The sequence below is a fragment of the Allocoprobacillus halotolerans genome (assembly GCF_024399475.1).
Lineage (GTDB): Bacteria > Bacillota_I > Bacilli_A > Erysipelotrichales > Coprobacillaceae > Allocoprobacillus > Allocoprobacillus halotolerans.
Genome location: NZ_CP101620.1, coordinates 307,112 through 331,661, shown reverse-complemented (window position 1 = coordinate 331,661; position 24,550 = coordinate 307,112). Strand labels below are relative to the sequence as shown.

Here is a 24,550-nt window from a genome sequence, read left to right as displayed (position 1 = left end):
AAAATGAAAGTAGGAATTTTAGGAGCAGGAATGATTGTTCATGATTTGTTGACATTTATTCATCAAGTAGATGGTATTGAACTCATGGCTATTTGTGCTTTACCACAAGAAAAAGAAAAGATTGAAAAAATGGCTGATGAACATCAAATCGCTACAACTTATGTGGATTATGATGAAATGTTGAAAGATGATCAAGTTGAAGTTCTTTATGTCGCTGTGAATAATCATCTTCATTATCAAATGAGTTTGAAAGCTTTACAAGCAGGAAAGCATGTAATTTGTGAAAAGCCATTTACATCTAATGTTCAAGAATTAGAAAAGTTATATGCACTTGCAAAAGAAAAAGAATTGTTTTTGTTAGAAGCTATTTCAACACAATATTTACCAAATGTTTTAAAGATGAAAGAACTCTTATCTGAAGTGGGAAATGTGAAAATTGTTTCAGCTAATTATTCACAATATTCATCACGTTATAATGCTTTTAAAGAAGGGCAGATTTTACCAGCATTTGATGTTAATAAATCAGGTGGGGCTTTGATGGACTTGAATATTTATAATATTCATTTGATGGTTGCTTTATTTGGTGAACCACAACATGTATCTTATCAAGCCAATATCGAAAAAGGTATTGATACATCAGGTATTATCACTTTAGACTATGGGACATTTAAGGCCGTTTTGATTGGTGCAAAAGACTGTAAAGCACCGATTATGACAAGTGTTCAAGGAGATCAAGGATGTCTTGTGTTAGATACGCCTGCTAATAATGCATCTTGTTTTAAACTATTGAAAAATGATCAAAGTGAATACGAATATGATGAACAACAAGGAAAACATCGTATGTACTTTGAATTTGTAGAATTTGTGAAAATCATCGATGAAAAAGATGTTGAAAGAGCTGAATTGATGATGCAAAAAAGTTTAATCGCAATGAAGATTGCAACATTAGCGAGACAATCAGCAGGTGTGAAATTCCCAGCTGATGATCAAAAAGAGGAAAGTTATCATGAAATTTAATGAAGTGATGCATTTATCTTTTTATACAGATCAGATGGATGCAATGCGTGATTTTTATGAAAATAAATTAGGTTTAAAAGCCAAGATTATTATGCGTTATGATGCCTATAAAGACAATCCTCAACGTCAGGCATGGGCAAATCAGGCGAAAATCAATCCCACTGGAATTGCTTATATTTTTATTGAATTGGCACCTGGACAATATTTAGAATTATTCCCTAAATCCGAAGGACAAAAGGAACATGAACAACCTGATACAAGATTAGGTTATTCACATTTTGCATTGATGGTTGATGATATTTTTCAAGCTAGAGAAGAACTTGTTCAAGCAGGTGTAGAGATTGATATAGAACCTAACAAAGGACAATCTCAAACATGGCAGATGTGGATTCATGATCCTGATGGCAATAAGTTTGAAATTATGCAGTATACTGATCTTTCTTTACAACATCATGGAAATATTGAAGAAGATCGTCAAAAATATGGTTTATAAATGAAAAGACGAGATGAAAATACTTCTATTTTCATCCTCGTCTTTTTTAAAGATAATGATAGCTATGTTCCCATGAACTATTGATAAAAAAAGATGCTGATTGTTTTGCCTTTTCTAAATCCATATAAGTATAATTGCCACATTCTTCTTTTTTAGCACCTGGAATATCCTGATTCCATGAAGCAATGGCTTCAAAAATTTCTTTCACTAAATTTTTGACAGTTTCAAAATCCAAATCTCTTGTAATCAGATAAAACCCCGTCATACAACCCATTGGACCAAAATAAATAATATGTTCTTTATAGTGACCATTTCTTAAAAGTGTCGCACCAATATGTTCGATTGTATGAGCAGCTTGAGGATTTAAAGGTTCATCAACATTAGGTTCACACATTCTAATGTCATAAGTCGTTAAATCATCATCAATTCTTGAAATATAAACACCTTTTTGAGTTTTGTATGATCGACACTAAAACTTGTAATTCTTTCCATTTGTATTCACCTCGCTTATTATGTTCATTGTATAAATGAAAATATATTTTTTCAAGTAGGAATGGGTGGTTTTATTTGTTTTTTAATTTTTCATTGATTATAATGAAAACAAAGGATGTGAATGAAATGAAAGAAATGATTGATAATGTAGAAGTAGAAGTTCTCAATGGTGATATGAATGAAGAAGAAATGAAAGCCTATGTTCGTTATGTCAAAGACAAATATCCTGAAGAAACATTAACAGCGTTGACTTTAACTGTTGATGGAGATTATGTAGATATGCATTATTATTTACAACCTCAACCGATTCAAAGAATCCGTCGTATTACGGGTTATTTAGTAGGAACATTGGATCGTTTCAATGATGCCAAAAGAGCAGAAGAACATGATCGTGTGAAACATCATTTATAAAAAGGAAAATATTGTATAGAAAAGTTGCATGAATACCATTGATTATGCAACTTTTATTTTATATAATATCCTTGTAAGGTGGTGAGAGATGATGAAATATTATTTATGTATTGATTTTAAGACTTTTTATGCATCAGTTGAATGTGTAGAAAGAGGTTTAGATCCTTATCAGGTTAATTTGGTTGTGGCAGATGTATCACGAGGAAATAGTACAATTTGTCTGGCAGTATCACCACACCTAAAACAATTGGGTGTCAAAAATAGATGTCGTTTATTTGAGATTCCTAAACATATTGATTATATTGTTGCCAAACCAAGAATGAAACTATATATGGATTATTCAGCCAATATATATGAATTGTATCTAAAGTATATGAGTCAAGATGATATTTATGTGTATTCCATTGATGAAGCTTTTTTGATGTGACGCAATATCTACGTTTTTATCAGATGGGTGCAAAAGCTATTGCACAAATGATTATAGATGATGTTTATCAGACAACCGGTATTCCAGCCACAGTAGGCGTTGGGACAAATCTTTATCTTGCAAAAGTTGCCTTAGATATTACCGCTAAACATAATGAAAGTCATATGGCTTATTTAGATGAAAAACTCTATCAACAAACTTTATGGCATCATACAGCACTTACAGATTTTTGGCAAGTTGGTAGAGGTATAGAAAAAAGACTTCATCAATTAGGATTGATGACTATGAAAGATGTGGCGATGTGTCCACAAGATATTCTTTATAAAGAATTTGGAGTCAATGCACGTTTTTTAATTCAACATGCATGGGGCCAAGAACCAGCAACGATTCCACAAATCAAAAGCTATAAGCCAAAACATCGTTCCATTTCTAATGGACAAGTTTTATTTGGTGATTATGGTTTTCAAGATGGTTTATTGGTGTTAAAAGAAATGGTTGAAGATAATACTTTAGAATTAGTAGAACAACGACTTGTTACAAATCATATTTCTTTGCATATCAGATATGTAGATGCATCATTACCATCAACAGGAGGAAGTCGTAAAATATCTGTGGTAACGAATTCTTGTCGCTTACTCATGAAAGAATTTGTTGAACTTTATCAATCTACGACTTTCCGTGATCAACTGATTAGAAAAATTTCGATAGGTTTAGGCAATGTTAAAGATGAAAGATATGAAGCTTATGATTTATTTACGGATTATGAAGATATACAAAAAGAAAGACAATTACAACAAGCTATTGTCGATATTAAAAATAAATATGGCAAGGATGCAGTCTTAAAAGCTATGAGTACCCAAGAGAAATCAACAGCCAAACAACGCCATCAATTGATAGGAGGACATAATGCACAATAATAATGATAATGCGATAGAATTTCAACCTTTTGATTCTTTAAAAGGTTTTAGACAATGTTTACGTGAAAAAGAAAAAAGCCAGTAGATAAAAAAGAATTGATGGAAGATGAATGTGAAAGATTAAATTCTCTGTTTCAAAGATTGCATAAAGGATTATTGGTGAAAGTCACTTATTATGCACATCAGCAATATTTGACTATACAAGGAGTCATTACAAAAATAGATAGAGATTATTGTAGAATGATTTTTATTAATCAACAAAGAATTTCATTTGATGATATTATGGATATTGAAATTATGGAATAAAAAGAAGAACTTATTTTATGAAAATTCAATAAAATAAGTTCTTTTTTCATCAGTTTTCATCAATGAATTGATTTCCACAATAGGAACAATAGATTGTTTCTTTTAAAAAAGGAACAAACCTTAATCTATGATGACAATAAGGACAGCGCCACAAAATAAAATGACAGATAAGAAAAATAAAATACATCATAATAATCACACTTCCTATAATGAGGATACATATACCATAAAAATCAGAATTGACAGTATACATAGCAAGTAATATGATACTAAAAATAAGTGTCACAATAATGCCAATTTCTATTATTTTTTTATAAAGTTTAAAATTCAATGAAAATCACCACCTGTTTTCAATATATCAGTTTTATTATATAGAGTTGTGTAGAATACGTAAATTTTATGTAAAGAATATTTTTTTGTAAAAAACGAAAAAATATCTGTCAAGCAATTTTGAAAATGTCCTAAAAATTTTTAAACATTAACACCGCAATTTCGGTGCTTTTGCTTTGCAAGATACCTTAAATAAGAATCTTGTTTCCATGGATGACTCATTGGTGGAATATATTTATTTTTTCTTTCTTTGGCTTTATTTCTTCATCAAATTCTTTAGAATATGGACTGTGTTTCGGAACTTCCTGCATCAGGTAAATTTGATCAAGAATATTCACATATAATCCTCCATCAAATGATTCTATGACCATACAATCCATCTTATTTTTCATATAGCATGGGGTCCCGTTTGATGTCACCGGTATGTATATCTTATTTTTGAATTTGATACTGTGTCCTGCATCTATCTTTCTTGGTGAAAGAACCGCCAATGTATGATTAATCTTCTCCAATGATGGTTGCATTTCAAAGACCGATTTGGTACTATTGAGGTGTAGAGCAAATCTGTCATTGAATTTTTTAGGTATGAGTTTAAAAATTCATTGGCTGACTCTATATCTTTGATATGAGCACGTTTAAGCTCGACAGGCAATCTTGATTGAAAGGTCTGATTCAATCGTTCGATTCTGCCTTTGGCTTGAGCGATGCTCGTTGTTTTAATATCAACGCCAAGATTATGACAGGCATAGGAAAACTGTGTAAAGGTGTCTTCGTCATCAAAGGCGTTGTTTTTTCTTTTATATTCAAACACAGTGCGGCGATCAGTATAGAACATGGCAGGGATTCCATAGTTAGTGAGAATTTGATAAAAGACATGATAATAGCCATTTAATGTTTCCTGATGATCAAAACAAGCCCCAACCACCTCACCGGTAGCATCATCGACAGCAAGGTGAAGATGCCAAATTTGACCAGGAATCCACTCATAGCTGGATGCATCCATTTGAATCATCTCACCCTTATATTTACATCTAGGTCTTCTAGGATGAGCATCATTTTCATCAACAGAGGCAATGACTTCTTTGATTTGATTTTGAATTTTTTAGAAGAAGTATTATTCAATTGAGCCTTCAGCTGATTTTTAAGGATTTTTCTAGTTTTTTTGGTAGCTTTAGGAGAAATAATATTTTCCTCTCTAAGCCATTTATTCAAGGTAGTATCACTGATTTTGACATTAAGATCATCATGAACGATTTCACAGAAATGAGTAAAATTGGCATTAGAGTAATAATCGACATATAATTTAATGATCTGATTTTTAATATCAAGAGGGATGGTAGTAGCAGGAGCTCTACCTCTATTGCCATGAACGAAACCAGCTTTTCCATAAGTTTTATATTTAATGATCAATCTATTAATGGTTCTGACAGAGCAGTTAAGTTTAACAGCAGCACGCTTTTTATTACCATTAGTTTCAACAAGTTTTTTAATAGTCAGATATTTATTTTCTTCATTCATTCTTAAAACAACCTTTCTCATAGAATAACCTCCCAACAAAAGTGAGATTATATAATAACATGAATTTTTGAATATGTCCTGCTAGCAGGACATATTCAACTTGGATACATTAAGACATTATCATATTTGAATCAGATTTTTTTGTAAAAAACGAAAAAATATCTTTACAAATGATTGAAAATCTTATATACTTGTATTTGCCTAATTGAGGTATATCAAAATGGCGGTCGTGGCGAAGTGGTTAACGCACCGGATTGTGGCTCCGGCATTCGTGGGTTCGATTCCCATCGTCCGCCCCAGAGTATGCGGTGTAGTTCAATGGTAGAACTTCAGCCTTCCAAGCTGACTACGTGGGTTCGATTCCCATCACCCGCTCCATCGAAACGGTCAAGTCCTTATTTTAAGGGCTTTTTTTGTGTTTTCAAACACAAAATTTCAATAAATATTTTTGGCTTGATGAGTCTATTTGGTTCAAAATTTATTTCTATACTCTCTTTAAAAGGATGGATTTTTTATATAGAATCTCTTTTTTTGCACCAAATTTGCACCAAATTCTTTTGTTTTACCAATCTTCCTAGTTCTAAACCTAGTTTTATACCATCTTCAAAAGCATTAAGTATAACAAAGTTATCTACATCTATCCAAGAATTAATGACTTCATCAATTAATTTTTCAGAATTTTGAATTTGTTTTTCTTTCATGATTTGTAATACCTGATTAATTGTATCTTCATTGTGCTTTAATGCTGTTTGATATTCCTTTGTATAAGGCATTTCTTTTTCGCTAGGTATAAATCTTCCAAAATATAAATCTTTTATAAAATCATTCATTATATATTTCCTCCCATCATGATCATCAACCTCTATTTTATAGAGGTTGATTGATTTTCAATAACCTGATCAAACTCCTGAATAAGAGCCTGTTCAGTTTCTGTAAATAAATGAGAGTATGTGTTCAGCATTGTTTCGACACTGTGTCCAAAGTGATAAGCCATAGCAACTAAAGATTGTTGTGTTTTTGCATTATTGACCATTAAAGATACGCAACTATGTCTTAAATCATGTATACGTAAATAGGGTAATGCAATTTCTACAACATAATTCAATCCATACGGATTGTCAATAATGTCTTTGATTTTCACATGTATCTTCCATTCTTTATATCCACCTTTTTTCTCCTCGTTGTAATAAACTTTTCCATCTAACATCACAGTTGCACCAATTTTTATTTTTCCACTTAAACAAGAGGCATACGTATATCCATAGCCTTTAGAACCGATTCTTAAATGCTTTCTAAATTGATTATGAACTGTATTTCGGGCAAGGGGATAGATAAAACCAAAAACATAAGCATCTTGATTAAAATTGATTTTTTGACTTTCTATTTGATACCATTTCTCTAATATATTGATGAGAATTTGAGGTATACAAATTAGTCGTGTTGAATTTTTTGTCTTAGGTGGTGTTAAGACTTCTTCTTTGACAGAATGAATATTGGATAGAGTCTGTTGAATATTAATAGTTCCCTTTTTCAAATCAATATGTTTCCACTGTAATGATAAAGCTTCACCACGTCGCATACCTGTATAATAAAGTAATGAGAATAACGTATAATATAGGGGTTCTTTCACATTATAGATAAACTCTTGGAATTCTGAAGGCTTCCATACATTATAATTGGTTTGATTGAGTTCATCAGGTTTTTTAATTCTTCGTACTTTTCTTAAAGGGTTTGTTTGAATATATTCATTTTCTAAAGCATATTTAAAGACAAGGTTAAGTTTGTAATAGATTTTATCAATGGTAGCGATACTTAGATTTTTCTTTTCTAATGAAAGAATAATCTGTCTTAAATCTTGTGAAGTGATACTTACAATTGGTTTATCAAATAAATTTTTAGCATGTTGTAATGCCTGTTTGGTTGTTTTGATAGAAGTTTCTTTCATATAATACTGACAATCTAAAATAACTTCATCAATAACTTCTTTGAGTGTTTTTTGATTGTTTTCTTCTTGAGTCTTTAACAATTTTCTTTCTATATCATATTTAACTTTTGATTCTTTTTCTAACGCTTCTTTTTTGTTTCAAAACCACTTTTTCCTGTATAAACTTGTTTTTGTCGCCATTTATTATCATTATCTTTGTATTTAAATCTTATCGACCATAAACCATATTTGTTTTTATATACTGCCATTTTAAAGCTCCATATCACGATATTGTCGATCGTTTTTTGACTGTATTGTTATTTCTAATGATTCATGTGGATGTTTTTCTTCAAAATAATGTATTTTTTCCTTTAATGAAGATAAGACTCTTATTATGGCATTTTGAGCTTTTTGATACAAGTCTTTTAAATCATAGGCATTAATAGTATTATGTTCTCTTTGAAATATTTGTTTGAAATGTCTAAATATTTTATCTAATCCTAATAAAGAAATAAATTGTTTATAGAGATTGATATTTTCTTTAAGGCAATCGTTTTTCTTTTCCAGTTCATCATAATTTTCTCTTAATCTTTGAAATTGATTTTCTTCATAAGATATTTTTTGTTCAAGATGATGAATTGATGAATGCAAATTATGAATCACTTCTTCCTTTTGTTTAAGTTGTTTTGCTAAAGGCATGGATCTATACATGTCTAGTTCTTCTTTTTGAATCGTGACAAGATGTGTTAAACCTAATACTTCTTTTTGGTATTGATTTAGGCTATGTTTAAGCCCATCAATAATCTGATTGCATTTTTTAAGTGTTCTTGTCTTTTCCAACAGTCCGGATGGATTGTAATCAATATGATTAGATTCATCAATAATGTTTTGAGTTGCTTCATTATGTTTATGAATGTTTTCTAAGCTCTTTTTAAAACTTAAATTTTCTTGTTGTTTCAACTCTTTTATTGTGCGATTTCCGTTGATTGTAGCGTTATTTTGAATGGAAGGCATATAACCTAAGGCTTGTTCAAGAAACGCCCCTAAATCTGGGTGAAATCGCTTGAGTTCTTTCTTTGTGAGAATATCCTTGCATTTCAATCTTTCAACTCCATCTATTTCAATAACTGGTATAAATGAAAAGTGTATATGTGGTGTTGCTTCATCATTGTGCACCCAAGCACTGACAACGTTCTTTTGATTATATTTTTGGGTAAGAAATTGGAATGTCAATTCAAAGAATTTCTCGTGATCTTCTTGAGGTACATCTTTAGGAAGTGTCACAATCCAATCCACCATATAAATAATATCATCTCTTTTCAGATGTTTGACTTCACTTATTCTTTTCTTTAAAAACTGTTCAGGTTTCATCGGTTGAATATCACATGCCAGATTATAATTAAGATGGGTTCTACTTTTATCTATATCCTGATTAGACAATTCGCAGCCCTCTCGTCTTTCACAATGGATAACCAATCCAATGACACCTTGCTTCTTTATCTTTTGGGCATGAGCCATATGATTTCATCCTTTCAAAAAGCCCCCGGCAGGGCAAGTTTCCAAAAGGCTTTAGCATTTTGGTATAACTTGCTAGACCAATGTTTTGGTCTTTCTTTTCAAAGATTGCCGATAGGCTTCATATTTTATTTTCAATGTTCTTGTTTTGTGACACAATGACACTTTATTGTACGCACCATAAAGTGTCATAAGTGTCATTTTTCAGGGAAAATTCCAATTTTATCAATCTTTCATGTCCATTTCTCTCTCGTATAATATGTATAGAAGTTTGAATTAAGGATTTCTCTTTTTAAACAACTGAGATATCTCAGTTGTTTAAAAAATCCTTGCTTCTACACTCTCTTTTAAGATAATAGTTTCGTTTTGAATCAAGGTTTTATTCTTTTCTCCTGCGGCCATCTTGTTATGTTCACTTCTAAAAGACTTAATCCTCTGTTCAAGGCGTACTTTATACCCGAATGAGTTTGTTGCAGCAGTGTATTCTCACTTGTCTCCGCATTTACGAGGTTGCGTTTGTCTTGATTTAGAGGTGCAATTCAAAACCATTTACATACTTTAGAAAGAAGGTCATTTTTTATGAAAAATTACAATTACAATCTTTATGTTGGCATTGATGTCTCTAAAGGCAAGGCTGATGCTGCTGTTCTGGCTGTCCCTGAATTAAGATCGGTCAAACCTCATTTCCTTAGAAAAAAATTATCTTTTAAGTTTATTAAATCTGAAGTTGTTGAGTTTTTAAATACTGTTAGAAAGTATTCCAGTGATCAGTACTGTCTCCACACTTATTTTGCTTTGGAAGTCACTGGCATATATTCTACTAATATCTACACCTTTATTAAACAAAACTGTAATAGCGATGAAGAAATCCATCAGCTTAATACGGATTTCGTTAATAAATGGAGAGAAAGCCATAATATATCTAAATCTGATCCTTTGGATGCTCAAACCATCTGTTCCATTATCGGTACTGATGATCAGGTCAAATATGTTTCAGATTCTGTTTTTGAAAACAAAAACGGATATCAAGATCTTAAGGCTCTCGTTCACAGACACTATCAGATTAAAAAACTCTATTCTCAGGAAACTAACCGTCTCATTGCCCTTTGTGATTGTTATTTCCCTGAACTTCAGTATGTTTTTGAACCTAAATCAGCTGCTTTCCTGGCTGTCTTATCTCAATATCCTACTTCGCATGATATCATAAATGCTTCCAAAAATGAAGTGTTTCATCTTGTTTACGAAGCAACTAGACATCGCTGCAGTATGGATAAGATTGATAAGCTTTTCAATTATGCTCAGGATACACTGGTTCCACATGTATCCGATCATATGAGATATGTTATTTCCAACACTGTTGAAAGCATCATCCATATTCGTACACAATTGAAACTGATTGAAAAAGATATCAGAAAGCTTGCTGCCACTTTTAATGTTTACAGTCTGCTGTTGACCATCACTGGCTGTGGTCCTTTGACTGCCGCTGTTATCATCGCTGAAACCGGAGACATCTTCAGATTCAAAAATGCTGATCATTATGTCTCTTACAGTGGTTCATCACCACGTAACAAGCGTTCTGGCAAGTCTGTGGAAATCATGGGCAAGATTTCCAAGAAAGGCTCAAAATACCTGAGACACGCTCTTTACATGATTGCCGAATTTGCCAGACGACATAATCCTGTTCTTAAACACTTATTTGAAAGAGTGAAGAACGGAAATAAAAAGCGTCATAAATTAGCGGTCATTGCAGTTGCCAATCGCATTGCCAGATATATCTATTCAATCATGAAAAACGAAAGCAGTTTTATAATCATGCATGAAAATATCATGCGATTACCAGAAGAAACCCGAAATACGTTCTTCAATTCAATATCTTTAGATTTTCCAAAGAATACCAGAAAACAGATTTATCAGTATTCTGATATCAATGGTGAAATCCATCGCTTTGTTTATAGGAACGAAGCAACGGAATCAGTAGCTTAAAAACAAAGAAAACCTAAAATGTAAGAGCTTTCAAACACTGAGTTTTGAGAAGTTGTTTTTAGTGCACCCAAAAATCCACTAAAAACATCAAAGAACATCGGATTGCTCCTCTAAATCAGGACAAACACTATTAAAATCATTTTTTTAAATTAATTATTGACATTTAATAGTTTGTCTTTTGAAAAATAGATGTGATTTTCATCAAGTATTGTCTTGTTTTTCACAAGAAATCTATAAAGACCTTTAGGATTAATAGTTAAATTCATTTTAGCAGTGAGTGTTTGACAGTTATCTTTCATGCAATGAGATTCATTGATAGCTAACGCTTTAATTATCAACAATACGTTTGGATCAATAAACTCATCACCATCATCGCTATCGTTAAAAACCCAATTAATATTATGATCATCTTTTTTGATAGGTATTTTCTCTTTGCGTGAACGTAAAATAAAATTTAATGTACCTGTCGTACTGAATTCATTTTCCGTTTCAATGATGATAGTTCCTGTGGTTGCTGAAGTTAGCGATTTTGAACCTAAAACACTATCTTGCAATTTGGCTTTTCCCTTTTTTGTGTGGTGAGTTAAAACACAACATAAATTCTTATTAACAATAAAATCTCTAAATTCTTTAATCGTTGCATAATTTTCACTAAAACTATCAACATCACTAAATTCGTAAAGATTAGCTAAGCAATCTATAATAATCAAACTCACTTCATTGATTCTTGAAAAACACATGATAAATTCTTTGATGTCATATAAACTGCCGGAATCATCAAAATTATAGAAAACATTGTCATTTTCTTGAAATTGTTGTGCTTTAATCCTTGATTTTGCTTCAAAATCATAATTATCATTATCAAAATATAAAACAAGTCCTTTCTTGGTTTTCTTGCTTAAAAATGGTTCACCATTGGCAACAGCATTAGCTAAGCTCGTTGTTAATAGAGATTTTCCAATTTTACTCGTACCGGCAAATATATACAGTCCTACTTTAAGCAATCCTTCCAGAATATCGTCTTGTTTATTTTCAAAATGAGTATTTAATAATTCACTTTGTGAGTAAAGTTTATGATTCATATTTTGACTTTATTCCTTTCAAATTTGTTTGAAAAGAAACATATTCTTTGATATACTTTAAGAGAAAAGAGCATATAAAAATATGTTTCTTTACTTGGAATCATTCATATTCTTACTTGGCGGTTGGAATGAATGATTCTTTTCTTTTCTCAATAGGATGAGTTACATCAAAGTATTGCTCACATGCTTCAATAGGAAGTAATCCAGCTTTAGGAAGTCTATTTTTATCAATGCCAAACAATTCAATGATGCGTTTTGCATGAACTTTAGCAATCTGTTGATAACTACACCCAACGGCATCTGCGAGTTCCTGATACGTACAAAATTTTTGTCTAATTTCCATATGTTTTCACCTGCCTTTCGTTGTTGGTACATAAAATATATATTTTTCATAACATCAAATACATATAATACTTACCACGACTTTATTATACCATTGTATATGATTATTGCAATAGATATTTATATAAATTTTAATATATTATGAATTTCGCAATACTTATTTATAAAAATAATGTATAATGTTTACGAGGTGAACATTCATGTCAATAACAACATATATACATAAATTAAGAGAAGAAAAGGATATATCTTTTCGTCAGTTATCCATAGATTCAAAAATCAGTTATGGAAATATTATGGATATTAAAAATGGGCGAATAGCTTATCCAACTGATTCTATTCTAAGCAAATTATCAAAATATCTTAATCAACCAAAAGAAGATATTCTTTTTGATATCCTGAAAGATGATGTTGATGAAGATTATTCTTTGGTATCACTTCGTTACTTATGTTATTTAAATACACATAATTATACGATTGCGATTAAACCGAATGTTCCAAATCATTTGAGAACGGGAGTTATGATTTTTGATGGATATGCATATAAAAAACGTTCTGGAAATACTTTTACAATTGTAGATTCATGGTCACGTATAAAAAAAGAGCATTGGTCAATGCTCAGGGTTCATTTTCGTACAAAATTGGATAGAGATTCATGGACTGAAGTATTTATTAATGAAGATATGTACATAACTAATGTTTTGTATTTTGAAATATTCAGAATAGAAACCAGTGGATTTGAAAACGTTAAAGAAGTTGTCATTACATATGATGAAAAAGATCACGATGTTAAATATGTTGAAAAGTTTGTCCCTAAAAAAATGACTTATAAAATAAAATTTGTATCTTTATAAATATTAAAAGCCAACTTAATGTAACACTTAAATTGGCTTTATTTCATATGATGAGCTTAAAAACTAATATAGTACTAAGATAATTTTCCCGAAGCACTACATGTTAACTTAACTGTTTTATTTTGAGTAGCAATCAAACTTCCATCTAAATAGTATTTGGCCGATGCTGTCGCCGTAGCTGTATTTCCACTTTTTGAATGCGATTTGGAACTTATTTTCCATCGATTATCATTAGATTGTGCACTGACCGAAGAATTTGTACAAGTAGCTTTTGATCCAGTGTATGTAAATGATCCAGTTACTGTCACTGACCAAAGAACTTTTCCTGATGAATTTTTTATAGAAGCTGTTTTTTTACCTGTAATTGTTTTCGTAGCTCTTGTTGCAGGTTCCATACTTATAATTTCAATCGTTTCATCACAATAATATTCTTCCGCACTTGTTGATCGCATAAACATTAAACAGCACGATAAACATATAGTTAAACACAAAATTATTTTTTTCATTATTCTATTACCTCAATCGTTTCTTCAATATCTGCAGGAACGCCTGTTTTGAAATTGTTAACAGCTTCATGCAATGAATATGTTCTATATCCTAAATAAAGGGTACTTAACATTAATACTAATATACATGTCATTGTAATAATTCTTTTCAAATTTATTCTCTTCAATAAATATCGACTATTTACCGTTTCGTAATATGATTTAACAATTTCTATAGGATCTCCGAAATTATTTACTAGTTCATCATATGTAGCATCATCATATTCATTTATTTGTTCTTTAAGCTGTTTAAGATAAAACCTCTCCTTTTTTGCATATATAGGAAAAAGTTTTTTTACATCCCTATAATATCTTTTATTCACCGTCATCATTTTTCCCTCCATGGACGATATTATTAATTTGTAATACAAGATTATCAAAATCATTTACAAGCTGTTGAAGATATTCTCTACCTTTATCTTCCAAATGATAATAAACACGTGCCTTGTTTTTCACAACAATTGTATGACTTGTTATGTAACCATCTTCAATAAGCTTGTAGATAACAGGATACATTGTTCCATGTTTAGGTACAACAAAACCATGTGTTTGATCAGAAATGACTTTAGACAGTTCATAACCATACATATCTTTATGTTTCAAGACACTTAAAATCAATAAATCAAGTTTAAATAAATAATTAGAATACTTAGCCATAGTCACCTCCATTCTTTTATTAAATTATACCATTTATTTAGTTTAAATAAAATAAGTCGTAAAAAAATATATTTATTGACAGAAATGATATTTGCCATTACAATTAAAGTAAAGAAAGCGATTGCATTTAATGAAAGAAGGAGGTGAAATTGTTTTATATTAAATGCTGCTTTTTTAGAATGGAAAGGAGAAAGAAAAAATATGAAAAAAAATAAAATTATAACTAGCTTTGTATTATTGTCATTATTGATTCCTATTACTTGTTCAAACGTAAATGCATCTTCTGCAGTTATACAACCTAGAGGACCGATATGTACTCCTACTAAATACTATGAACCGTCTTCTACAAAAAATGACATAATTATTAATAAACAAGGTGAATTCAAAAATAATGGATCTCAAGTACAATCTAAGACTATTAGTTACTCAACTACATATAAAACCGAAACATCAGTTAGTACTACAGCAGAATTTAATTTAATAACTGCTAAATTAGGTGCTACGGCAAAGGTAGGAGTTGGAAAGTCAAGTACCATTACAACTTCATCAACGTTTAAAATTAGTCCCCATTGCATTGGATACTACAAGGTTGGTCAAAAAAGAAAAATACTTCTGGATATATTGTAACAGTATATGATAATTGTACTTATAAGGAAAAATATGTTACTGCAAAATACTCTTATACACTTTATGATGAGTATAGTGAGAAAAAAATTTGATAATATATGGGAAAACAAAAAAGAAAATTTATTATATTGTTGTGCATAATCTATTTGTTTGGTACTGCTTGTGGATATATTACTAGTAGAATTTCTCAGTCTAATAACACATTAGAATTCGTAGATGTTCAAAAAAATGAATTAAGTATTTATTATGATTTTTTCGATATTGATGATTTGGTGTATGTAAAAGATCATCTAAATACAAAAATTTATCTAAATGAAAAAGGTGATCTTTATAATAGAACTAACTTGTTTTTGCAAAATTATAAAGTAAATATTAGTTTGATTAATAATCAATCAGATGAAATATATGTAGTTTTTGACGAAATAGACTGGAATATTAACGAAACATTAAATATCAATCTTAAAATAAATGAAGAGGAAATCAAAGATAAAAGTAAACTATCCGATTTAGAAAAGCAGTTGGAAAAAATGGAAAATAATCAAACGCATGAAATTATGTATTGTGTTGAAGTAGTACCAGAAAATAATTCACAAAATATAATGAGAACAATAGGAATGTTAAATACAAAATAAATGAAAAAAGTTATTGTTAATAAAAGCATTCTATTCTACTTTGTTTGTCTAGTTCTCATTATTTTAAGTGGTTGTGTATCAACTGAAGTTAATAAATCAAAGGCCGAAATAAAAGAATTAAACTTTGACGATTTGAAAGTTTTACTAGAAACAAATAATTTAAATAATGATTTGCTTCAAATTTCCTTAGAAAATTGTACAACATGTGAAGAAGTAAAAGAAGTTGAAAGTGAAAATATTAATAATTATGATCTGATTATTTATAATTATACATTAAATAGGAAGGATAAAAACTATCAAGTACAACTTGATTATATATATTCATATTTCCCTGATTTTAAATATGCCCCTTCGTTATTTGTTAAAAATAGTAATGGCGGTTATTCTATGTTGAGCTTTGAAAACAATGATAATATTAATGAATCAATTATAAAATTTATTGAAAGTTATTGATATAAGTATAAGTAAATATTCAATAATTATAAATTTTAAACACTAAAATAACACCAAAAATGATAAAAAAGTATATCTTAGTATATAAATTATACTTTGATATACTTTTAAAATAGCTTAAATACAGTGTTTTTTATCATCTTTTATGCGTTGACATGCTCCCATCGACCGCCCCAGAGTATGCGGGTGTAGTTCAATGGTAGAACTTCAGCCTTCCAAGCTGACTACGTGGGTTCGATTCCCATCACCCGCTCCATTGAAACAGTAAAGTCCTTATTTTAAGGGCTTTTTTTGTGTTTTCAAACACAAAATTCAAATAAATATTTTTTGTTTGATGAGTCTATTTGGTTCAAAATTTATTTCTATACTCTCTTTAAAAGGATGGATTTTTTATATAGAATCTCTTTTTTTGCACCAAATTCTTTTATTTTACCAATCTTCCTAATTCTAATCCAAGTTTTATACCATCTTCAAAAGCATTAAGAACAGCAAAGTTATCAACATCTATCCACGAATTTATAATGTCATCAATTATCTTTTCAGCATTGCTAATATGTTTTTCATTCATGATCTGTAATGCTTGATTGATGACATCCTCATTATGCTTTAATGCTTTCTGATATTCTTTTGTATAAGGTGATTCTCTTTCACTGGGTATAAATTTTCCAAAAATAAATCTTTTATAAAATCATTCATCATATATTTCCTCCCATCTTTATGATCAACCTCTATCCTAATGGGTAGAGGTTGATTGATATTCAATGATCTGATCAAACTCCTGAATAAGAGCTTGTTCAGTTTCAGTAAATAAATGAGAGTATGTGTTCAGCATTGTTTCAACACTGTGTCCAAAATGATAAGCCATTGCAACTAAAGATTGTTGAGTTTTGACATTATTAACCATTAAAGATACACAACTATGTCTTAAATCATGTATACGTAAATATGGTAAAGAAATTTCTACAATATAATTTAATCCATATGGATTATCAATAATGTTTTTAATTCTAACATGTATTTTCCATTCCTTATATCCACCCTTTTTTCTTCATTATAATAAACCTTTCCATCCAACATCACAGTTGCACCAATTTCAATTTTTCCACTTAAACAAGAAGTATACGTATATCCATATCCTTTAGAACCAATTATCAAATGTTTTCTAAATTGATTATGAACTGTATTTCGAGCAAGCGGATAGATAAAACCAAAAACATAGGACTCTTGACTAAAACCGATTTTTTGGCTTTCCGTTTGATACCATTTCTTTAATATATTGATAAGAATTTGAGGTATACAAATTAATCGTGTTGAATTTTTTGTCTTTGGTGGTGTTAAGACTTCTTCTTTGACGGAATGAATATTAGATAGAGTCTGTTTAATATCAATTGTTCCCTTATTCAAATCAATATGTTTCCATTGTAATGATAAAGCTTCACCACGTTGCATACCTGTATAATAAAGTAATGAGAATAACGTATAATATAAGGGCTCTTTCACATTGTAGATAAACTCTTGAAACTCTGAAAGTTTCCATATATTATAATTGTTTTCCTCTAACTCATCAGGCTTTTTAATTCTTCGTACTTTTCTTAACGGATTTGTTTGAATATATTCATTTTCTAAAGCATATTTAAAGACAAGGTTAAGTTTATAATATATTTTATCAATTGTACCAATACTTAAATTTTTCCTTTCTAATGAAAGAATAATCTGTCTTAAATCTTGTGGAGTAATACTCACAATAGGTTTGTCAAACAAACTTTTAGCATGTTGTAATGCCTGTTTGGTTGTTTTGATAGAAGTTTCTTTCATATAATACTGGCAATCTAAAATAACTTCATCAATAACTTCTTTGAGTGTTTTTTGATTGTTTTCTTCTTGAGTCTTTAACAATTTTCGTTCTATATCATATTTAACTTTTGATTCTTTTTCTAACGCTTCTTTTTTGTTTCAAAACCACTTTTTCCTGTATAAACTTGTTTTTGTCGCCATTTATTATCATTATCTTTGTATTTAAATCTTATCGACCATAAACCATATTTATTTTTATATACTGCCATTTTAAAGCTCCATATCACGATATTGTCGATCGTTTTTTGACTGTATTGATATTTCTAATGATTCATTTGGATGTTTTTCTTCAAAATAATGTATCTTTTCTTTTAATGAAGATAAGACTCTTGTTATGGCATTTTGAGCTTTATGATACAATTCTTTTAAATCATAGGCATTAATAGTATTATGTTCTCTTTGAAATATTTGTTTGAAACGTCTAAATATTTTATCTAATCCTAACAAAGAAACAAATTGTTTATAGAGATTGATATTTTCTTTAAGGCAATCGTTTTTCTTTTCTAGTTCATCATAATTTTTTCTTAATCTTTGAAATTGATTTTCTTCATAAGATATTCTTTGTTCGAGATGGTCAATTGATGAATATAAATGATGAATAACTTCTTCCTTTTGTTTAAGTTGTTTCGCTAAAGGCATGGATCTATACATGTCTAGTTCTTCTTTTGAATCGTGACAAGATGTGTTAAACCTAATACTTCTTTTTGGTATTGATTTAGGCTATGTTTAAGCCCATCAATAATCTGATTGCATTTTTTAAGTGTTCTTGTCTTTTCCAACAGTCCGGATAGATTGTAATCAATATGATTAGCTTCATCAATAATGTTTTGAGTTGCTTCATTATGTTTATAAATGTTTTCTAAGCTCTTTTTAAAACTTAAATCTTCTTGTTGTTTCAACTCTTTTATTGTGCGATTTCCGTTGATTGTAGCGTTGTTTTGAATGGAAGGCATATAACCTAAGGCTTGTTCAAGAAACGCCCCTAAATCTGGGTGAAATCGCTTGAGTTCTTTCTTTGTGAGAATATCCTTGCATTTCAATCTTTCAACTCCATCTATTTCAACAATTGTGCAAAGAAACGATACAGGCATTTCAACGAGTGATGAAGAAACGTCCAAAGGCAGAACCATTTGTGATAGACGGACGGAGCAACTTTCTATTTGTCAATCATAAAGGCAAGCCCAAAGTTGCGATTGATTACAGCACTTTATTTGTCCGTATGGTAAAGAAATACAACAAGCACCATAAGGATAACCCCTTGCCACATATCACACCGCATACGCTACGCCATACGTTCTGCACAAGACTGGCAAGCAAAAACATGAACCCGAAAGATTTACAGTATATCATGGGACATTCAAATATCAGTATCACAATGAACAGGTATGCTCATGCGTCCATAGATACCGCAAAATCAGAGGTCCAGCGTCTAATCGCATAAGAAGTATTTACCACGATTTTAACCACGCTTGATAGCGAAAATATAAGAAGATAGACCTAGATATGTGAGGTTTACCACAAAAGTAAAATGCCCGTAGAGTCGATAAAATAAGGCTTTACGGACATTTAAGAAGATATAAAAAGATAGTCAAAAAGACATATATAATTTTTCCTAAATTTATAAATCACATATATTGAAAGGAATGGTGATTAAAATGTTAAAAAAGATCATAATAACAATTTTTAGCATATCCTTAATTTTTATGCTTATTGGCTGTTCACATTCAATTTTAGATAAAGATAATCCATTGGGATTAAAGTTAAGTGTATCAGATGTTTCTAACACTGGCTTAAAATTAACTTGTCAGCAATCTAATACCGATTTACAAGAAGAAGTCACAACTCATTTAAAGTATTGGGTTGAAAAATATGAAAATGGAAAATGGGTTGAATTAGAATATACTCGAACAGCTCATTGGGATGAAGTTACTGTTTATACAATTCCAAAAAATGGAGAGTATTGGTGGACGTTGTTTTGGATATTTTATGGAGAATTACCAAGTGGAGAATACAGGGTCAAAAAGATTTTTGAATATAAAGGAAATGAATATGATTATTATGCTGAGTTTGAAATAGAATAGATGCTACTAATAAATAATTTGAAATTGATTTATTTTTGTTTATTCATTTGTTAAGTGACTATAATATTGAAAATTTATTGATGTATGTATTTCCTGATCTTATCTCTAAACGTACAATCAACTGCAAATTGCATTGATAAAAAAGACTATATACTAAATGGCAAAGTATCTAGAAAATCATTCAATTTCTAATAATAATGAGTATATTTTATTTTTAGGATTTAATATTTTTTCTGATCAGAAAATCACAATAGAAGAACGAAATCATTTTTTGTTAAACTAACAGATTTTAAAAGAACATATATAAAAGGGTAGAGAAATAGTATAAAACTATTTTTTTGCCCTATTTATATATCTTCTTTTTCTAAAATTGAATTATCACTTGATATGTTAACAGGAAGTTTAGAAATTTATCCAATGTTTATATTCTTTTTTCGTTCATTATATAATAAGTAAGGAACTGTTATAGATTAGTTTCTCTTTTTACAAAAAAATATATGCAAAACAAAAAAAGAACTTTTTATTTAAAAGATAATATGTTATAATTAAATTAAGAATAATGGACAAACGTTTTGGTTCTAATAAATTATATGAAAAGAAAATGAAAGGAGGGAATTGACAAATTTATTAAAATCAAAATAGCGATATAATAATAACAATAAAAGAAAGGAAAATAATTATGAAAAAATTAAAAGTTTTATTGGTATTTGTTTTAATGATTTCGGCTACTATTATGAATGTGGCAGCTTTAGAACATGAGGATAATAGCTTTTATGTCAGAACTGACATTTCTTCAGACTATGAGAGTATATATCTTCTAAATTTAATCAGTTTTTAGTTGCACAATCTGATATAGAAAGCTATGAAAATATTTATTTAGGAAAAGGAATAAAGGTGTTTTTACCTGAAGAATCTTATGATTATTATGTATATCCAGTTTTTATAGATAATGAAATTAAATCAACTATCCATATTTCTAAGGATGAAGATGGATTTGCATCAACCTATACAAAGGCTTTTGCTGAATCATTAAATAATTTGAAGAATCAAACTACTTTTTCACATCCGTTATCATTAATTAGACAAAATGGTTTTATATATGCAGAAATCAACGGTCAAAGAACTCTTATAGATCATTATGATTTTTCAGATAATTCATCTACGTTATCATCCTTGCCTGAAGTTGATACATCTGGCGTTCCTGTTTGTAATGTATATAGTGACATTATTATGAATGAAGCTGATAATATGATTGTGACAAGAGCTATGGTTAACAAAATAAATTGGAAAGTGTATGAAACGCAAGGAAATCACCCTTGGTGTGCTTCTATTACAACAACTAATATTGTTAGAAACAAAGGTAAAAATATGACCTCATCTCAGATGAGAAGTTGGCTAGGAGATAATGATGGATTAACTAATGCACAAGTAGCCAATTATTTAAAAAATTATCATAAATATACAAGAGTGAAATATACAACAAGCGGATCACTTGCACAATCCACATTAGAAAGCAATATCGATGGTGGCAGTGCAGTCTTTGCACATTTCGCTGATGGTAGCACTGGACATGCTTTTGCAATTATAGGATATAATAATGTAGCAAATGCATATCATATTCATAATCCTTGGTATAATTATACAGAAACAATGGGTTATGGAGGAACGTATGTTACTTCTACCTATAAATTCAAATGGACTGGAGGAAGTGTCTACAACATATATAATTAAAATGGAAGGATAAAAGCTATATGAAAAAAGTGATAATAGTGATATTGATATGGTTGACGGTTTTATCGGGATGTATGATTTATCTTTGTTTGAATCATGAAAACGAAAAAGAGGAAGAATCAGCAGCGGGATTACCAATTCCAGCGTGTTATGTACAGAATCATGTCTATTTTACACGTTATGATAGAGAAGAAGATGAAGTCCATCAGGTTGAAAAGGATTTTGCATATTATGGAACAATCAATGAATATGTGGATTTTTCAATGGAAGATGATTATCCTGATTTGTCAACTTATGATTTAGGGTATATGAATAGAGATGTTTATGTAAATCAAGATGATGATACTTACATTTATGTTCGTATGAATCATGAGCGTTATCTTGTGCTATATTATGATGATGCCAGTACAGATCAAGTACTAGAAGTAATTCAATCTAACAAATAGAAGAAATGAAAAATAAGCATAGTATAAAAAACAATTCATTATTAATGTGAAATATATTATCAGTCATTGCATATTGAACAGAAATGTAATGTAATATCTTTGATTAAAAAAATAAGACTATATGATTTGAAAATAGTCTTATTTTTATATATAACCAGTTATTTTTTGTTAAAGATTAAAGTTGACTGTAAAACTTTGATTGCCAACAATTCCTGTTTCAGTGATGACTCTACCTTTAGCAGTAACTGAATATGTCTTATTTGAATTAGTGAATTTTCCTGTATGTGAACTCATTTCAAAGTATGTAAAGTTATGTACTTTATTGACGGTAACCGTCGGCTTATAGGAAGTATCAAATGTGCTTCCACTATATTTGCATCGCAATGTCATGGTGTTATGACCTGAAAAAAACAATACCGTTCTTGTTCCTAGCATAGATCTAGTCATCTCATTTATATCAACTTCTATAATCTCTCCATTGCTTTCAATCGCTAACTGCAATAACTCATTTCTAAATGACTCCAAATCAGTATTTTTAATATCTTGTATATATTTTTCATAATCCTTATTAAACAACTGATTATAATCATATTTATAAAAATCAGCTTCTGTCAATAAGTAGAATGAAGTATTATATTCTTTGTTTATTCCCTCAATAGCATCAGTATACTCCTTTAATTCATCTTCATAGGCACATACATAGCTAAATTGAGAACTGATTAACAGTAGGCTTATTATCATCATAATTATCCTCTTCATTTTCGTTGTACTCCTTTCCTATTGAATTTGTTAGAATATCTACATAGTTTTGAAACTCAGTCCTTCCATACTCAGTTAAATGATATGTTGTTAATGGTTTATCGTTGTGTATTCTTTTATGCTTTAGAATAAATTGTCCATTAATTAGCTTGTTTAAATGCGTTGCCATGTTCCCATCTGTACAATTGCATATTTCTTTTAACTGTCTATAAGAAAGATCACCTTTATATAAACTTGCGATTATCTGCAATCGGATATTTGACTCAAACATTTTTGACAAATTTGTTATGCTGCTCATCGTTATCACCTCCTATGCACAGTAAAACAAAAATCGTTGATATAATATTCAAAATCGAATATCTTTTTATAAATTCAATTGCTGAAAACAAAACTAAATGTAATGCAGTAAGATCATTTAATGTAGGGAAATAAACTGAGTATAAAAAACTCAAAATGCAATAGATAATGTTAATGACAACAATAATCAAAATACTTCTGTTTCTAAAATACGAATGAATATAAAGCAACATGATGATATTAATGATTATTGATAACGGAAATGACAAATAATACGATATTAAAAAATCAGCATTAACAAAATAAAATAAATTATTAAAAATTTGATCAATGGATATACATGCTGGAAAAACAATCCACATTTTTAAGAATCGACGCTCCTGCAAGGTTTTGCTTCTATTTATTGCATTCCATAACGTTGCCAACATTAGCAGATTAAAAATAATTCTTCCTATATTGTAAAAATGGTAGTAGTAAGGATAATTGTACCATCCATAAAAAAACGTTAATTTGATGAATGATGTAAGATAATGCAGAATAAATTGATAATTCTATCGTCCATAAAACAAATGTTCTTATAATATATTTACATGATCGTTTTTCGTCTAATAGATAATCAGCATCTTCTTGCGATTGAGAGATTAACAGTAATTTTTCAGATGCGTTCATTTTATATTTCTCCTTTGTTTTATATTTCTGTATTCCTGTAATACTGTTTGTTTTTTTAACGGCATTAATTTATAAATATATTATATCATAAATTAAGCATAAAAATAGTTCTTTTTAATAAATTTTAAAAATCATATCAAAAGAACTTTTTATTTAAAAGTAAAAATGCTATAATTGTTTTAGTAAAG

At 29.7% G+C, this 24,550-nt stretch carries 36 protein-coding genes, 3 tRNA genes and 2 pseudogenes; 19 read left to right on the top strand and 22 right to left on the bottom strand.

Annotated elements, in window-relative coordinates:
• Nucleotides 1-3: 3 nt before the first annotated feature.
• Nucleotides 4-1,017 carry a Gfo/Idh/MocA family protein gene (locus NMU03_RS02080; protein WP_290140870.1) on the top strand — a complete coding sequence of 338 codons (1,014 nt, stop codon included), beginning with the start codon at nt 4-6 and terminating at the stop codon, nt 1,015-1,017.
• Nucleotides 1,007-1,510 carry a VOC family protein gene (locus NMU03_RS02075; RefSeq protein ID WP_290140869.1) on the top strand — a complete coding sequence of 168 codons (504 nt, stop codon included), beginning with the start codon at nt 1,007-1,009 and terminating at the stop codon, nt 1,508-1,510. Before NMU03_RS02080 ends, NMU03_RS02075 begins: the two co-directional genes overlap by 11 nt.
• Before the next feature lie 46 nt (nt 1,511-1,556).
• Here NMU03_RS02075 and NMU03_RS02070 read toward each other — a convergent pair whose 3' ends face one another.
• A complete protein-coding gene (locus tag NMU03_RS02070) occupies nt 1,557-1,904 on the bottom strand; it encodes an S-ribosylhomocysteine lyase (protein WP_290140867.1) in 348 nt (115 codons plus the stop codon).
• Nucleotides 1,905-2,128: 224 nt separating this feature from the next.
• Between NMU03_RS02070 and nrdD the strand changes: the two genes are divergently transcribed.
• The 4 genes and pseudogenes from nrdD to NMU03_RS02055 all read left to right on the top strand — a co-directional run bounded on the left by nrdD (nt 2,129) and on the right by NMU03_RS02055 (nt 4,063).
• The gene (nrdD, locus tag NMU03_RS02065) at nt 2,129-2,413 is read left to right on the top strand and encodes an anaerobic ribonucleoside-triphosphate reductase (RefSeq protein WP_290140865.1); all 285 of its coding nucleotides are present in this window, start codon (nt 2,129-2,131) and stop codon (nt 2,411-2,413) included.
• Nucleotides 2,414-2,501: 88 nt separating this feature from the next.
• Nucleotides 2,502-2,914: pseudogene (locus NMU03_RS17960) on the top strand (Y-family DNA polymerase); the annotation flags it as partial.
• On the top strand, nt 2,888-3,757 hold the full coding sequence (locus NMU03_RS02060; protein ID WP_435372958.1) for a DinB/UmuC family translesion DNA polymerase: 870 nt from the start codon (nt 2,888-2,890) through the stop codon (nt 3,755-3,757). The pseudogene NMU03_RS17960 and the gene NMU03_RS02060, both read left to right, overlap by 27 nt.
• A gap of 99 nt (nt 3,758-3,856) precedes the next feature.
• Nucleotides 3,857-4,063 carry a YolD-like family protein gene (locus NMU03_RS02055; protein WP_290140863.1) on the top strand — a complete coding sequence of 69 codons (207 nt, stop codon included), beginning with the start codon at nt 3,857-3,859 and terminating at the stop codon, nt 4,061-4,063.
• Between the two features lie 49 nt (nt 4,064-4,112).
• Here the strand turns inward: NMU03_RS02055 and NMU03_RS02050 are convergent, their stop codons facing one another.
• The 4 genes from NMU03_RS02050 to NMU03_RS02035 all read right to left on the bottom strand — a co-directional run bounded on the left by NMU03_RS02050 (nt 4,113) and on the right by NMU03_RS02035 (nt 5,932).
• The gene (locus NMU03_RS02050) at nt 4,113-4,394 is read right to left on the bottom strand and encodes a hypothetical protein (protein ID WP_290140861.1); all 282 of its coding nucleotides are present in this window, start codon (nt 4,392-4,394) and stop codon (nt 4,113-4,115) included.
• 217 nt (nt 4,395-4,611) lie between these two features.
• Complete coding sequence (locus NMU03_RS02045; protein ID WP_290137684.1) at nt 4,612-4,785, bottom strand: hypothetical protein; 174 nt, start codon at nt 4,783-4,785, stop codon at nt 4,612-4,614.
• Nucleotides 4,786-4,856: 71 nt separating this feature from the next.
• Nucleotides 4,857-5,405: a hypothetical protein gene (locus NMU03_RS02040; RefSeq protein ID WP_290140859.1), complete on the bottom strand. Its 549-nt coding sequence runs from the start codon at nt 5,403-5,405 to the stop codon at nt 4,857-4,859.
• On the bottom strand, nt 5,402-5,932 hold the full coding sequence (locus NMU03_RS02035; protein WP_290140857.1) for a hypothetical protein: 531 nt from the start codon (nt 5,930-5,932) through the stop codon (nt 5,402-5,404). Before NMU03_RS02035 ends, NMU03_RS02040 begins: the two co-directional genes overlap by 4 nt.
• Nucleotides 5,933-6,134: 202 nt before the next feature.
• On the opposite strand from NMU03_RS02035, the gene NMU03_RS02030 reads away from it, so the two are divergent.
• Together NMU03_RS02030 and NMU03_RS02025 are read left to right on the top strand one after the other, a co-directional pair.
• Nucleotides 6,135-6,210 (top strand) — tRNA-His (locus tag NMU03_RS02030).
• 6 nt (nt 6,211-6,216) lie between these two features.
• Nucleotides 6,217-6,289 (top strand) — tRNA-Gly (locus NMU03_RS02025).
• Between the two features lie 134 nt (nt 6,290-6,423).
• Here the strand turns inward: NMU03_RS02025 and NMU03_RS02020 are convergent.
• The 4 genes from NMU03_RS02020 to mobV are packed head-to-tail and all read right to left on the bottom strand — an operon-like array spanning nt 6,424 to nt 9,353.
• Nucleotides 6,424-6,741, bottom strand: coding sequence for a DUF6809 family protein (locus tag NMU03_RS02020; RefSeq protein WP_290140854.1), 318 nt, complete (start codon nt 6,739-6,741; stop codon nt 6,424-6,426).
• 32 nt (nt 6,742-6,773) lie between these two features.
• On the bottom strand, nt 6,774-7,937 hold the full coding sequence (locus NMU03_RS02015) for a tyrosine-type recombinase/integrase (RefSeq protein ID WP_290140852.1): 1,164 nt from the start codon (nt 7,935-7,937) through the stop codon (nt 6,774-6,776).
• Nucleotides 7,938-7,975: 38 nt separating this feature from the next.
• The gene (locus tag NMU03_RS02010; RefSeq protein ID WP_290140820.1) at nt 7,976-8,104 is read right to left on the bottom strand and encodes a hypothetical protein; all 129 of its coding nucleotides are present in this window, start codon (nt 8,102-8,104) and stop codon (nt 7,976-7,978) included.
• Between the two features lies 1 nt (nt 8,105).
• Nucleotides 8,106-9,353: a MobV family relaxase gene (gene mobV, locus NMU03_RS02005; RefSeq protein WP_290140850.1), complete on the bottom strand. Its 1,248-nt coding sequence runs from the start codon at nt 9,351-9,353 to the stop codon at nt 8,106-8,108.
• A gap of 576 nt (nt 9,354-9,929) precedes the next feature.
• Between mobV and NMU03_RS02000 the strand changes: the two genes are divergently transcribed.
• Nucleotides 9,930-11,333 carry an IS110 family RNA-guided transposase gene (locus NMU03_RS02000; protein ID WP_290137705.1) on the top strand — a complete coding sequence of 468 codons (1,404 nt, stop codon included), beginning with the start codon at nt 9,930-9,932 and terminating at the stop codon, nt 11,331-11,333.
• Between the two features lie 149 nt (nt 11,334-11,482).
• Here the strand turns inward: NMU03_RS02000 and NMU03_RS01995 are convergent, their stop codons facing one another.
• Nucleotides 11,483-12,415 carry an AAA family ATPase gene (locus NMU03_RS01995; RefSeq protein ID WP_290140848.1) on the bottom strand — a complete coding sequence of 311 codons (933 nt, stop codon included), beginning with the start codon at nt 12,413-12,415 and terminating at the stop codon, nt 11,483-11,485.
• 112 nt (nt 12,416-12,527) lie between these two features.
• Nucleotides 12,528-12,758, bottom strand: a complete 231-nt coding sequence (locus tag NMU03_RS01990; RefSeq protein WP_087358165.1) for a hypothetical protein — start codon at nt 12,756-12,758, stop codon at nt 12,528-12,530.
• Nucleotides 12,759-12,957: 199 nt separating this feature from the next.
• Here NMU03_RS01990 and NMU03_RS01985 point away from each other — a divergent pair, with 199 nt between their 5' ends.
• Nucleotides 12,958-13,611 carry a helix-turn-helix domain-containing protein gene (locus NMU03_RS01985; protein WP_290140845.1) on the top strand — a complete coding sequence of 218 codons (654 nt, stop codon included), beginning with the start codon at nt 12,958-12,960 and terminating at the stop codon, nt 13,609-13,611.
• 74 nt (nt 13,612-13,685) lie between these two features.
• Here NMU03_RS01985 and NMU03_RS01980 read toward each other — a convergent pair whose 3' ends face one another.
• Genes NMU03_RS01980 through NMU03_RS01970 form a run of 3 tightly spaced genes read right to left on the bottom strand, consistent with a single transcriptional unit; the run spans nt 13,686 to nt 14,813 of the window.
• The gene (locus NMU03_RS01980; RefSeq protein ID WP_290140843.1) at nt 13,686-14,063 is read right to left on the bottom strand and encodes a hypothetical protein; all 378 of its coding nucleotides are present in this window, start codon (nt 14,061-14,063) and stop codon (nt 13,686-13,688) included.
• Nucleotides 14,064-14,116: 53 nt separating this feature from the next.
• Nucleotides 14,117-14,485 carry a DUF6120 family protein gene (locus tag NMU03_RS01975; RefSeq protein ID WP_290140840.1) on the bottom strand — a complete coding sequence of 123 codons (369 nt, stop codon included), beginning with the start codon at nt 14,483-14,485 and terminating at the stop codon, nt 14,117-14,119.
• Nucleotides 14,472-14,813: a PadR family transcriptional regulator gene (locus NMU03_RS01970; protein ID WP_290140837.1), complete on the bottom strand. Its 342-nt coding sequence runs from the start codon at nt 14,811-14,813 to the stop codon at nt 14,472-14,474. Before NMU03_RS01970 ends, NMU03_RS01975 begins: the two co-directional genes overlap by 14 nt.
• A 201-nt stretch (nt 14,814-15,014) precedes the next feature.
• Between NMU03_RS01970 and NMU03_RS01965 the strand changes: the two genes are divergently transcribed.
• The 4 genes from NMU03_RS01965 to NMU03_RS01950 all read left to right on the top strand — a co-directional run bounded on the left by NMU03_RS01965 (nt 15,015) and on the right by NMU03_RS01950 (nt 16,781).
• Nucleotides 15,015-15,440 carry an ETX/MTX2 family pore-forming toxin gene (locus NMU03_RS01965; protein WP_290140835.1) on the top strand — a complete coding sequence of 142 codons (426 nt, stop codon included), beginning with the start codon at nt 15,015-15,017 and terminating at the stop codon, nt 15,438-15,440.
• 98 nt (nt 15,441-15,538) lie between these two features.
• Nucleotides 15,539-16,072 (top strand): hypothetical protein, encoded by a 534-nt coding sequence (locus NMU03_RS01960; protein WP_290140832.1) that lies wholly within the window; start codon nt 15,539-15,541, stop codon nt 16,070-16,072.
• Nucleotides 16,073-16,525 (top strand): hypothetical protein, encoded by a 453-nt coding sequence (locus tag NMU03_RS01955; RefSeq protein ID WP_290140829.1) that lies wholly within the window; start codon nt 16,073-16,075, stop codon nt 16,523-16,525.
• Nucleotides 16,526-16,707: 182 nt separating this feature from the next.
• Nucleotides 16,708-16,781 (top strand) — tRNA-Gly (locus NMU03_RS01950).
• A gap of 168 nt (nt 16,782-16,949) precedes the next feature.
• On the opposite strand, the gene NMU03_RS17490 is transcribed toward NMU03_RS01950, so the two are convergent.
• The 6 genes from NMU03_RS17490 to NMU03_RS01920 all read right to left on the bottom strand — a co-directional run bounded on the left by NMU03_RS17490 (nt 16,950) and on the right by NMU03_RS01920 (nt 19,497).
• On the bottom strand, nt 16,950-17,183 hold the full coding sequence (locus tag NMU03_RS17490; RefSeq protein ID WP_353956730.1) for a hypothetical protein: 234 nt from the start codon (nt 17,181-17,183) through the stop codon (nt 16,950-16,952).
• A gap of 75 nt (nt 17,184-17,258) precedes the next feature.
• The gene (locus tag NMU03_RS01940; RefSeq protein WP_290140825.1) at nt 17,259-17,429 is read right to left on the bottom strand and encodes a hypothetical protein; all 171 of its coding nucleotides are present in this window, start codon (nt 17,427-17,429) and stop codon (nt 17,259-17,261) included.
• A gap of 68 nt (nt 17,430-17,497) precedes the next feature.
• Nucleotides 17,498-18,421 carry a tyrosine-type recombinase/integrase gene (locus NMU03_RS01935; RefSeq protein ID WP_290140822.1) on the bottom strand — a complete coding sequence of 308 codons (924 nt, stop codon included), beginning with the start codon at nt 18,419-18,421 and terminating at the stop codon, nt 17,498-17,500.
• A gap of 38 nt (nt 18,422-18,459) precedes the next feature.
• A complete protein-coding gene (locus tag NMU03_RS01930) occupies nt 18,460-18,588 on the bottom strand; it encodes a hypothetical protein (RefSeq protein WP_290140820.1) in 129 nt (42 codons plus the stop codon).
• 1 nt (nt 18,589) lies between these two features.
• Nucleotides 18,590-19,030 (bottom strand): hypothetical protein, encoded by a 441-nt coding sequence (locus NMU03_RS01925; protein WP_290140818.1) that lies wholly within the window; start codon nt 19,028-19,030, stop codon nt 18,590-18,592.
• A gap of 2 nt (nt 19,031-19,032) precedes the next feature.
• Nucleotides 19,033-19,497, bottom strand: coding sequence for a hypothetical protein (locus NMU03_RS01920; RefSeq protein WP_290142409.1), 465 nt, complete (start codon nt 19,495-19,497; stop codon nt 19,033-19,035).
• On the opposite strand from NMU03_RS01920, the pseudogene NMU03_RS01915 reads away from it, so the two are divergent.
• From NMU03_RS01915 to NMU03_RS01895, 5 genes and pseudogenes are all read left to right on the top strand, one after another.
• Nucleotides 19,446-19,820: pseudogene (locus NMU03_RS01915) on the top strand (tyrosine-type recombinase/integrase); the annotation flags it as partial. The gene NMU03_RS01920 and the pseudogene NMU03_RS01915 sit on opposite strands and share 52 nt — an antisense overlap.
• Nucleotides 19,821-20,034: 214 nt before the next feature.
• Entirely contained in the window at nt 20,035-20,460 is a 426-nt protein-coding gene (locus NMU03_RS01910) for an immunoglobulin-like domain-containing protein (RefSeq protein WP_290140815.1), read from the top strand.
• Between the two features lie 679 nt (nt 20,461-21,139).
• The gene (locus NMU03_RS01905; protein ID WP_290140813.1) at nt 21,140-21,298 is read left to right on the top strand and encodes a hypothetical protein; all 159 of its coding nucleotides are present in this window, start codon (nt 21,140-21,142) and stop codon (nt 21,296-21,298) included.
• Between the two features lie 56 nt (nt 21,299-21,354).
• The gene (locus NMU03_RS01900; RefSeq protein ID WP_290140811.1) at nt 21,355-22,191 is read left to right on the top strand and encodes a C39 family peptidase; all 837 of its coding nucleotides are present in this window, start codon (nt 21,355-21,357) and stop codon (nt 22,189-22,191) included.
• Nucleotides 22,192-22,211: 20 nt separating this feature from the next.
• Nucleotides 22,212-22,637, top strand: coding sequence for a hypothetical protein (locus tag NMU03_RS01895; RefSeq protein ID WP_290140808.1), 426 nt, complete (start codon nt 22,212-22,214; stop codon nt 22,635-22,637).
• A 168-nt stretch (nt 22,638-22,805) separates the two neighbouring features.
• On the opposite strand, the gene NMU03_RS01890 is transcribed toward NMU03_RS01895, so the two are convergent.
• Together NMU03_RS01890 and NMU03_RS01885 are read right to left on the bottom strand one after the other, a co-directional pair.
• Nucleotides 22,806-23,381 carry a hypothetical protein gene (locus NMU03_RS01890; protein WP_290140806.1) on the bottom strand — a complete coding sequence of 192 codons (576 nt, stop codon included), beginning with the start codon at nt 23,379-23,381 and terminating at the stop codon, nt 22,806-22,808.
• Nucleotides 23,341-23,694 carry a transcriptional regulator gene (locus NMU03_RS01885; RefSeq protein WP_290140804.1) on the bottom strand — a complete coding sequence of 118 codons (354 nt, stop codon included), beginning with the start codon at nt 23,692-23,694 and terminating at the stop codon, nt 23,341-23,343. The genes NMU03_RS01890 and NMU03_RS01885 overlap by 41 nt, the downstream gene beginning before the upstream one ends.
• Nucleotides 23,695-24,550: the final 856 nt, after the last annotated feature.

Excerpts from the sequence above, each read along its gene's own strand:
- NMU03_RS02045 (WP_290137684.1), bottom strand. The coding sequence starts at position 4,785 with ATGAAAAATAAGATGGATTGTATGGTCATAGAATCATTTGATGGAGGA.
- NMU03_RS01975 (WP_290140840.1), bottom strand. The coding sequence starts at position 14,485 with ATGACGGTGAATAAAAGATATTATAGGGATGTAAAAAAACTTTTTCCT.
- NMU03_RS02000 (WP_290137705.1), top strand. The coding sequence starts at position 9,930 with ATGAAAAATTACAATTACAATCTTTATGTTGGCATTGATGTCTCTAAA.
- NMU03_RS01965 (WP_290140835.1), top strand. The coding sequence starts at position 15,015 with ATGAAAAAAAATAAAATTATAACTAGCTTTGTATTATTGTCATTATTG.
- nrdD (WP_290140865.1), top strand. The coding sequence starts at position 2,129 with ATGAAAGAAATGATTGATAATGTAGAAGTAGAAGTTCTCAATGGTGAT.
- NMU03_RS02055 (WP_290140863.1), top strand. The coding sequence starts at position 3,857 with ATGGAAGATGAATGTGAAAGATTAAATTCTCTGTTTCAAAGATTGCAT.
- NMU03_RS01995 (WP_290140848.1), bottom strand. The coding sequence starts at position 12,415 with ATGAATCATAAACTTTACTCACAAAGTGAATTATTAAATACTCATTTT.
- NMU03_RS02020 (WP_290140854.1), bottom strand. The coding sequence starts at position 6,741 with ATGAATGATTTTATAAAAGATTTATATTTTGGAAGATTTATACCTAGC.
- NMU03_RS02070 (WP_290140867.1), bottom strand. The coding sequence starts at position 1,904 with ATGTGTGAACCTAATGTTGATGAACCTTTAAATCCTCAAGCTGCTCAT.
- NMU03_RS01905 (WP_290140813.1), top strand. The coding sequence starts at position 21,140 with ATGAAAAAATTAAAAGTTTTATTGGTATTTGTTTTAATGATTTCGGCT.
- NMU03_RS01985 (WP_290140845.1), top strand. The coding sequence starts at position 12,958 with ATGTCAATAACAACATATATACATAAATTAAGAGAAGAAAAGGATATA.
- NMU03_RS01930 (WP_290140820.1), bottom strand. The coding sequence starts at position 18,588 with ATGGCAGTATATAAAAATAAATATGGTTTATGGTCGATAAGATTTAAA.
- NMU03_RS01885 (WP_290140804.1), bottom strand. The coding sequence starts at position 23,694 with ATGAGCAGCATAACAAATTTGTCAAAAATGTTTGAGTCAAATATCCGA.
- NMU03_RS01970 (WP_290140837.1), bottom strand. The coding sequence starts at position 14,813 with ATGGCTAAGTATTCTAATTATTTATTTAAACTTGATTTATTGATTTTA.
- NMU03_RS01890 (WP_290140806.1), bottom strand. The coding sequence starts at position 23,381 with ATGATGATAATAAGCCTACTGTTAATCAGTTCTCAATTTAGCTATGTA.
- NMU03_RS01955 (WP_290140829.1), top strand. The coding sequence starts at position 16,073 with ATGAAAAAAGTTATTGTTAATAAAAGCATTCTATTCTACTTTGTTTGT.
- NMU03_RS01925 (WP_290140818.1), bottom strand. The coding sequence starts at position 19,030 with ATGTATAGATCCATGCCTTTAGCGAAACAACTTAAACAAAAGGAAGAA.
- mobV (WP_290140850.1), bottom strand. The coding sequence starts at position 9,353 with ATGGCTCATGCCCAAAAGATAAAGAAGCAAGGTGTCATTGGATTGGTT.
- NMU03_RS02060 (WP_435372958.1), top strand. The coding sequence starts at position 2,888 with ATGATTATAGATGATGTTTATCAGACAACCGGTATTCCAGCCACAGTA.
- NMU03_RS01960 (WP_290140832.1), top strand. The coding sequence starts at position 15,539 with ATGGGAAAACAAAAAAGAAAATTTATTATATTGTTGTGCATAATCTAT.
- NMU03_RS01940 (WP_290140825.1), bottom strand. The coding sequence starts at position 17,429 with ATGGTTAATAATGTCAAAACTCAACAATCTTTAGTTGCAATGGCTTAT.
- NMU03_RS01980 (WP_290140843.1), bottom strand. The coding sequence starts at position 14,063 with ATGCGATCAACAAGTGCGGAAGAATATTATTGTGATGAAACGATTGAA.
- NMU03_RS01990 (WP_087358165.1), bottom strand. The coding sequence starts at position 12,758 with ATGGAAATTAGACAAAAATTTTGTACGTATCAGGAACTCGCAGATGCC.
- NMU03_RS01910 (WP_290140815.1), top strand. The coding sequence starts at position 20,035 with ATGTTAAAAAAGATCATAATAACAATTTTTAGCATATCCTTAATTTTT.
- NMU03_RS01895 (WP_290140808.1), top strand. The coding sequence starts at position 22,212 with ATGAAAAAAGTGATAATAGTGATATTGATATGGTTGACGGTTTTATCG.
- NMU03_RS02040 (WP_290140859.1), bottom strand. The coding sequence starts at position 5,405 with ATGATTCAAATGGATGCATCCAGCTATGAGTGGATTCCTGGTCAAATT.
- NMU03_RS02075 (WP_290140869.1), top strand. The coding sequence starts at position 1,007 with ATGAAATTTAATGAAGTGATGCATTTATCTTTTTATACAGATCAGATG.
- NMU03_RS02010 (WP_290140820.1), bottom strand. The coding sequence starts at position 8,104 with ATGGCAGTATATAAAAACAAATATGGTTTATGGTCGATAAGATTTAAA.
- NMU03_RS02080 (WP_290140870.1), top strand. The coding sequence starts at position 4 with ATGAAAGTAGGAATTTTAGGAGCAGGAATGATTGTTCATGATTTGTTG.
- NMU03_RS02035 (WP_290140857.1), bottom strand. The coding sequence starts at position 5,932 with ATGAGAAAGGTTGTTTTAAGAATGAATGAAGAAAATAAATATCTGACT.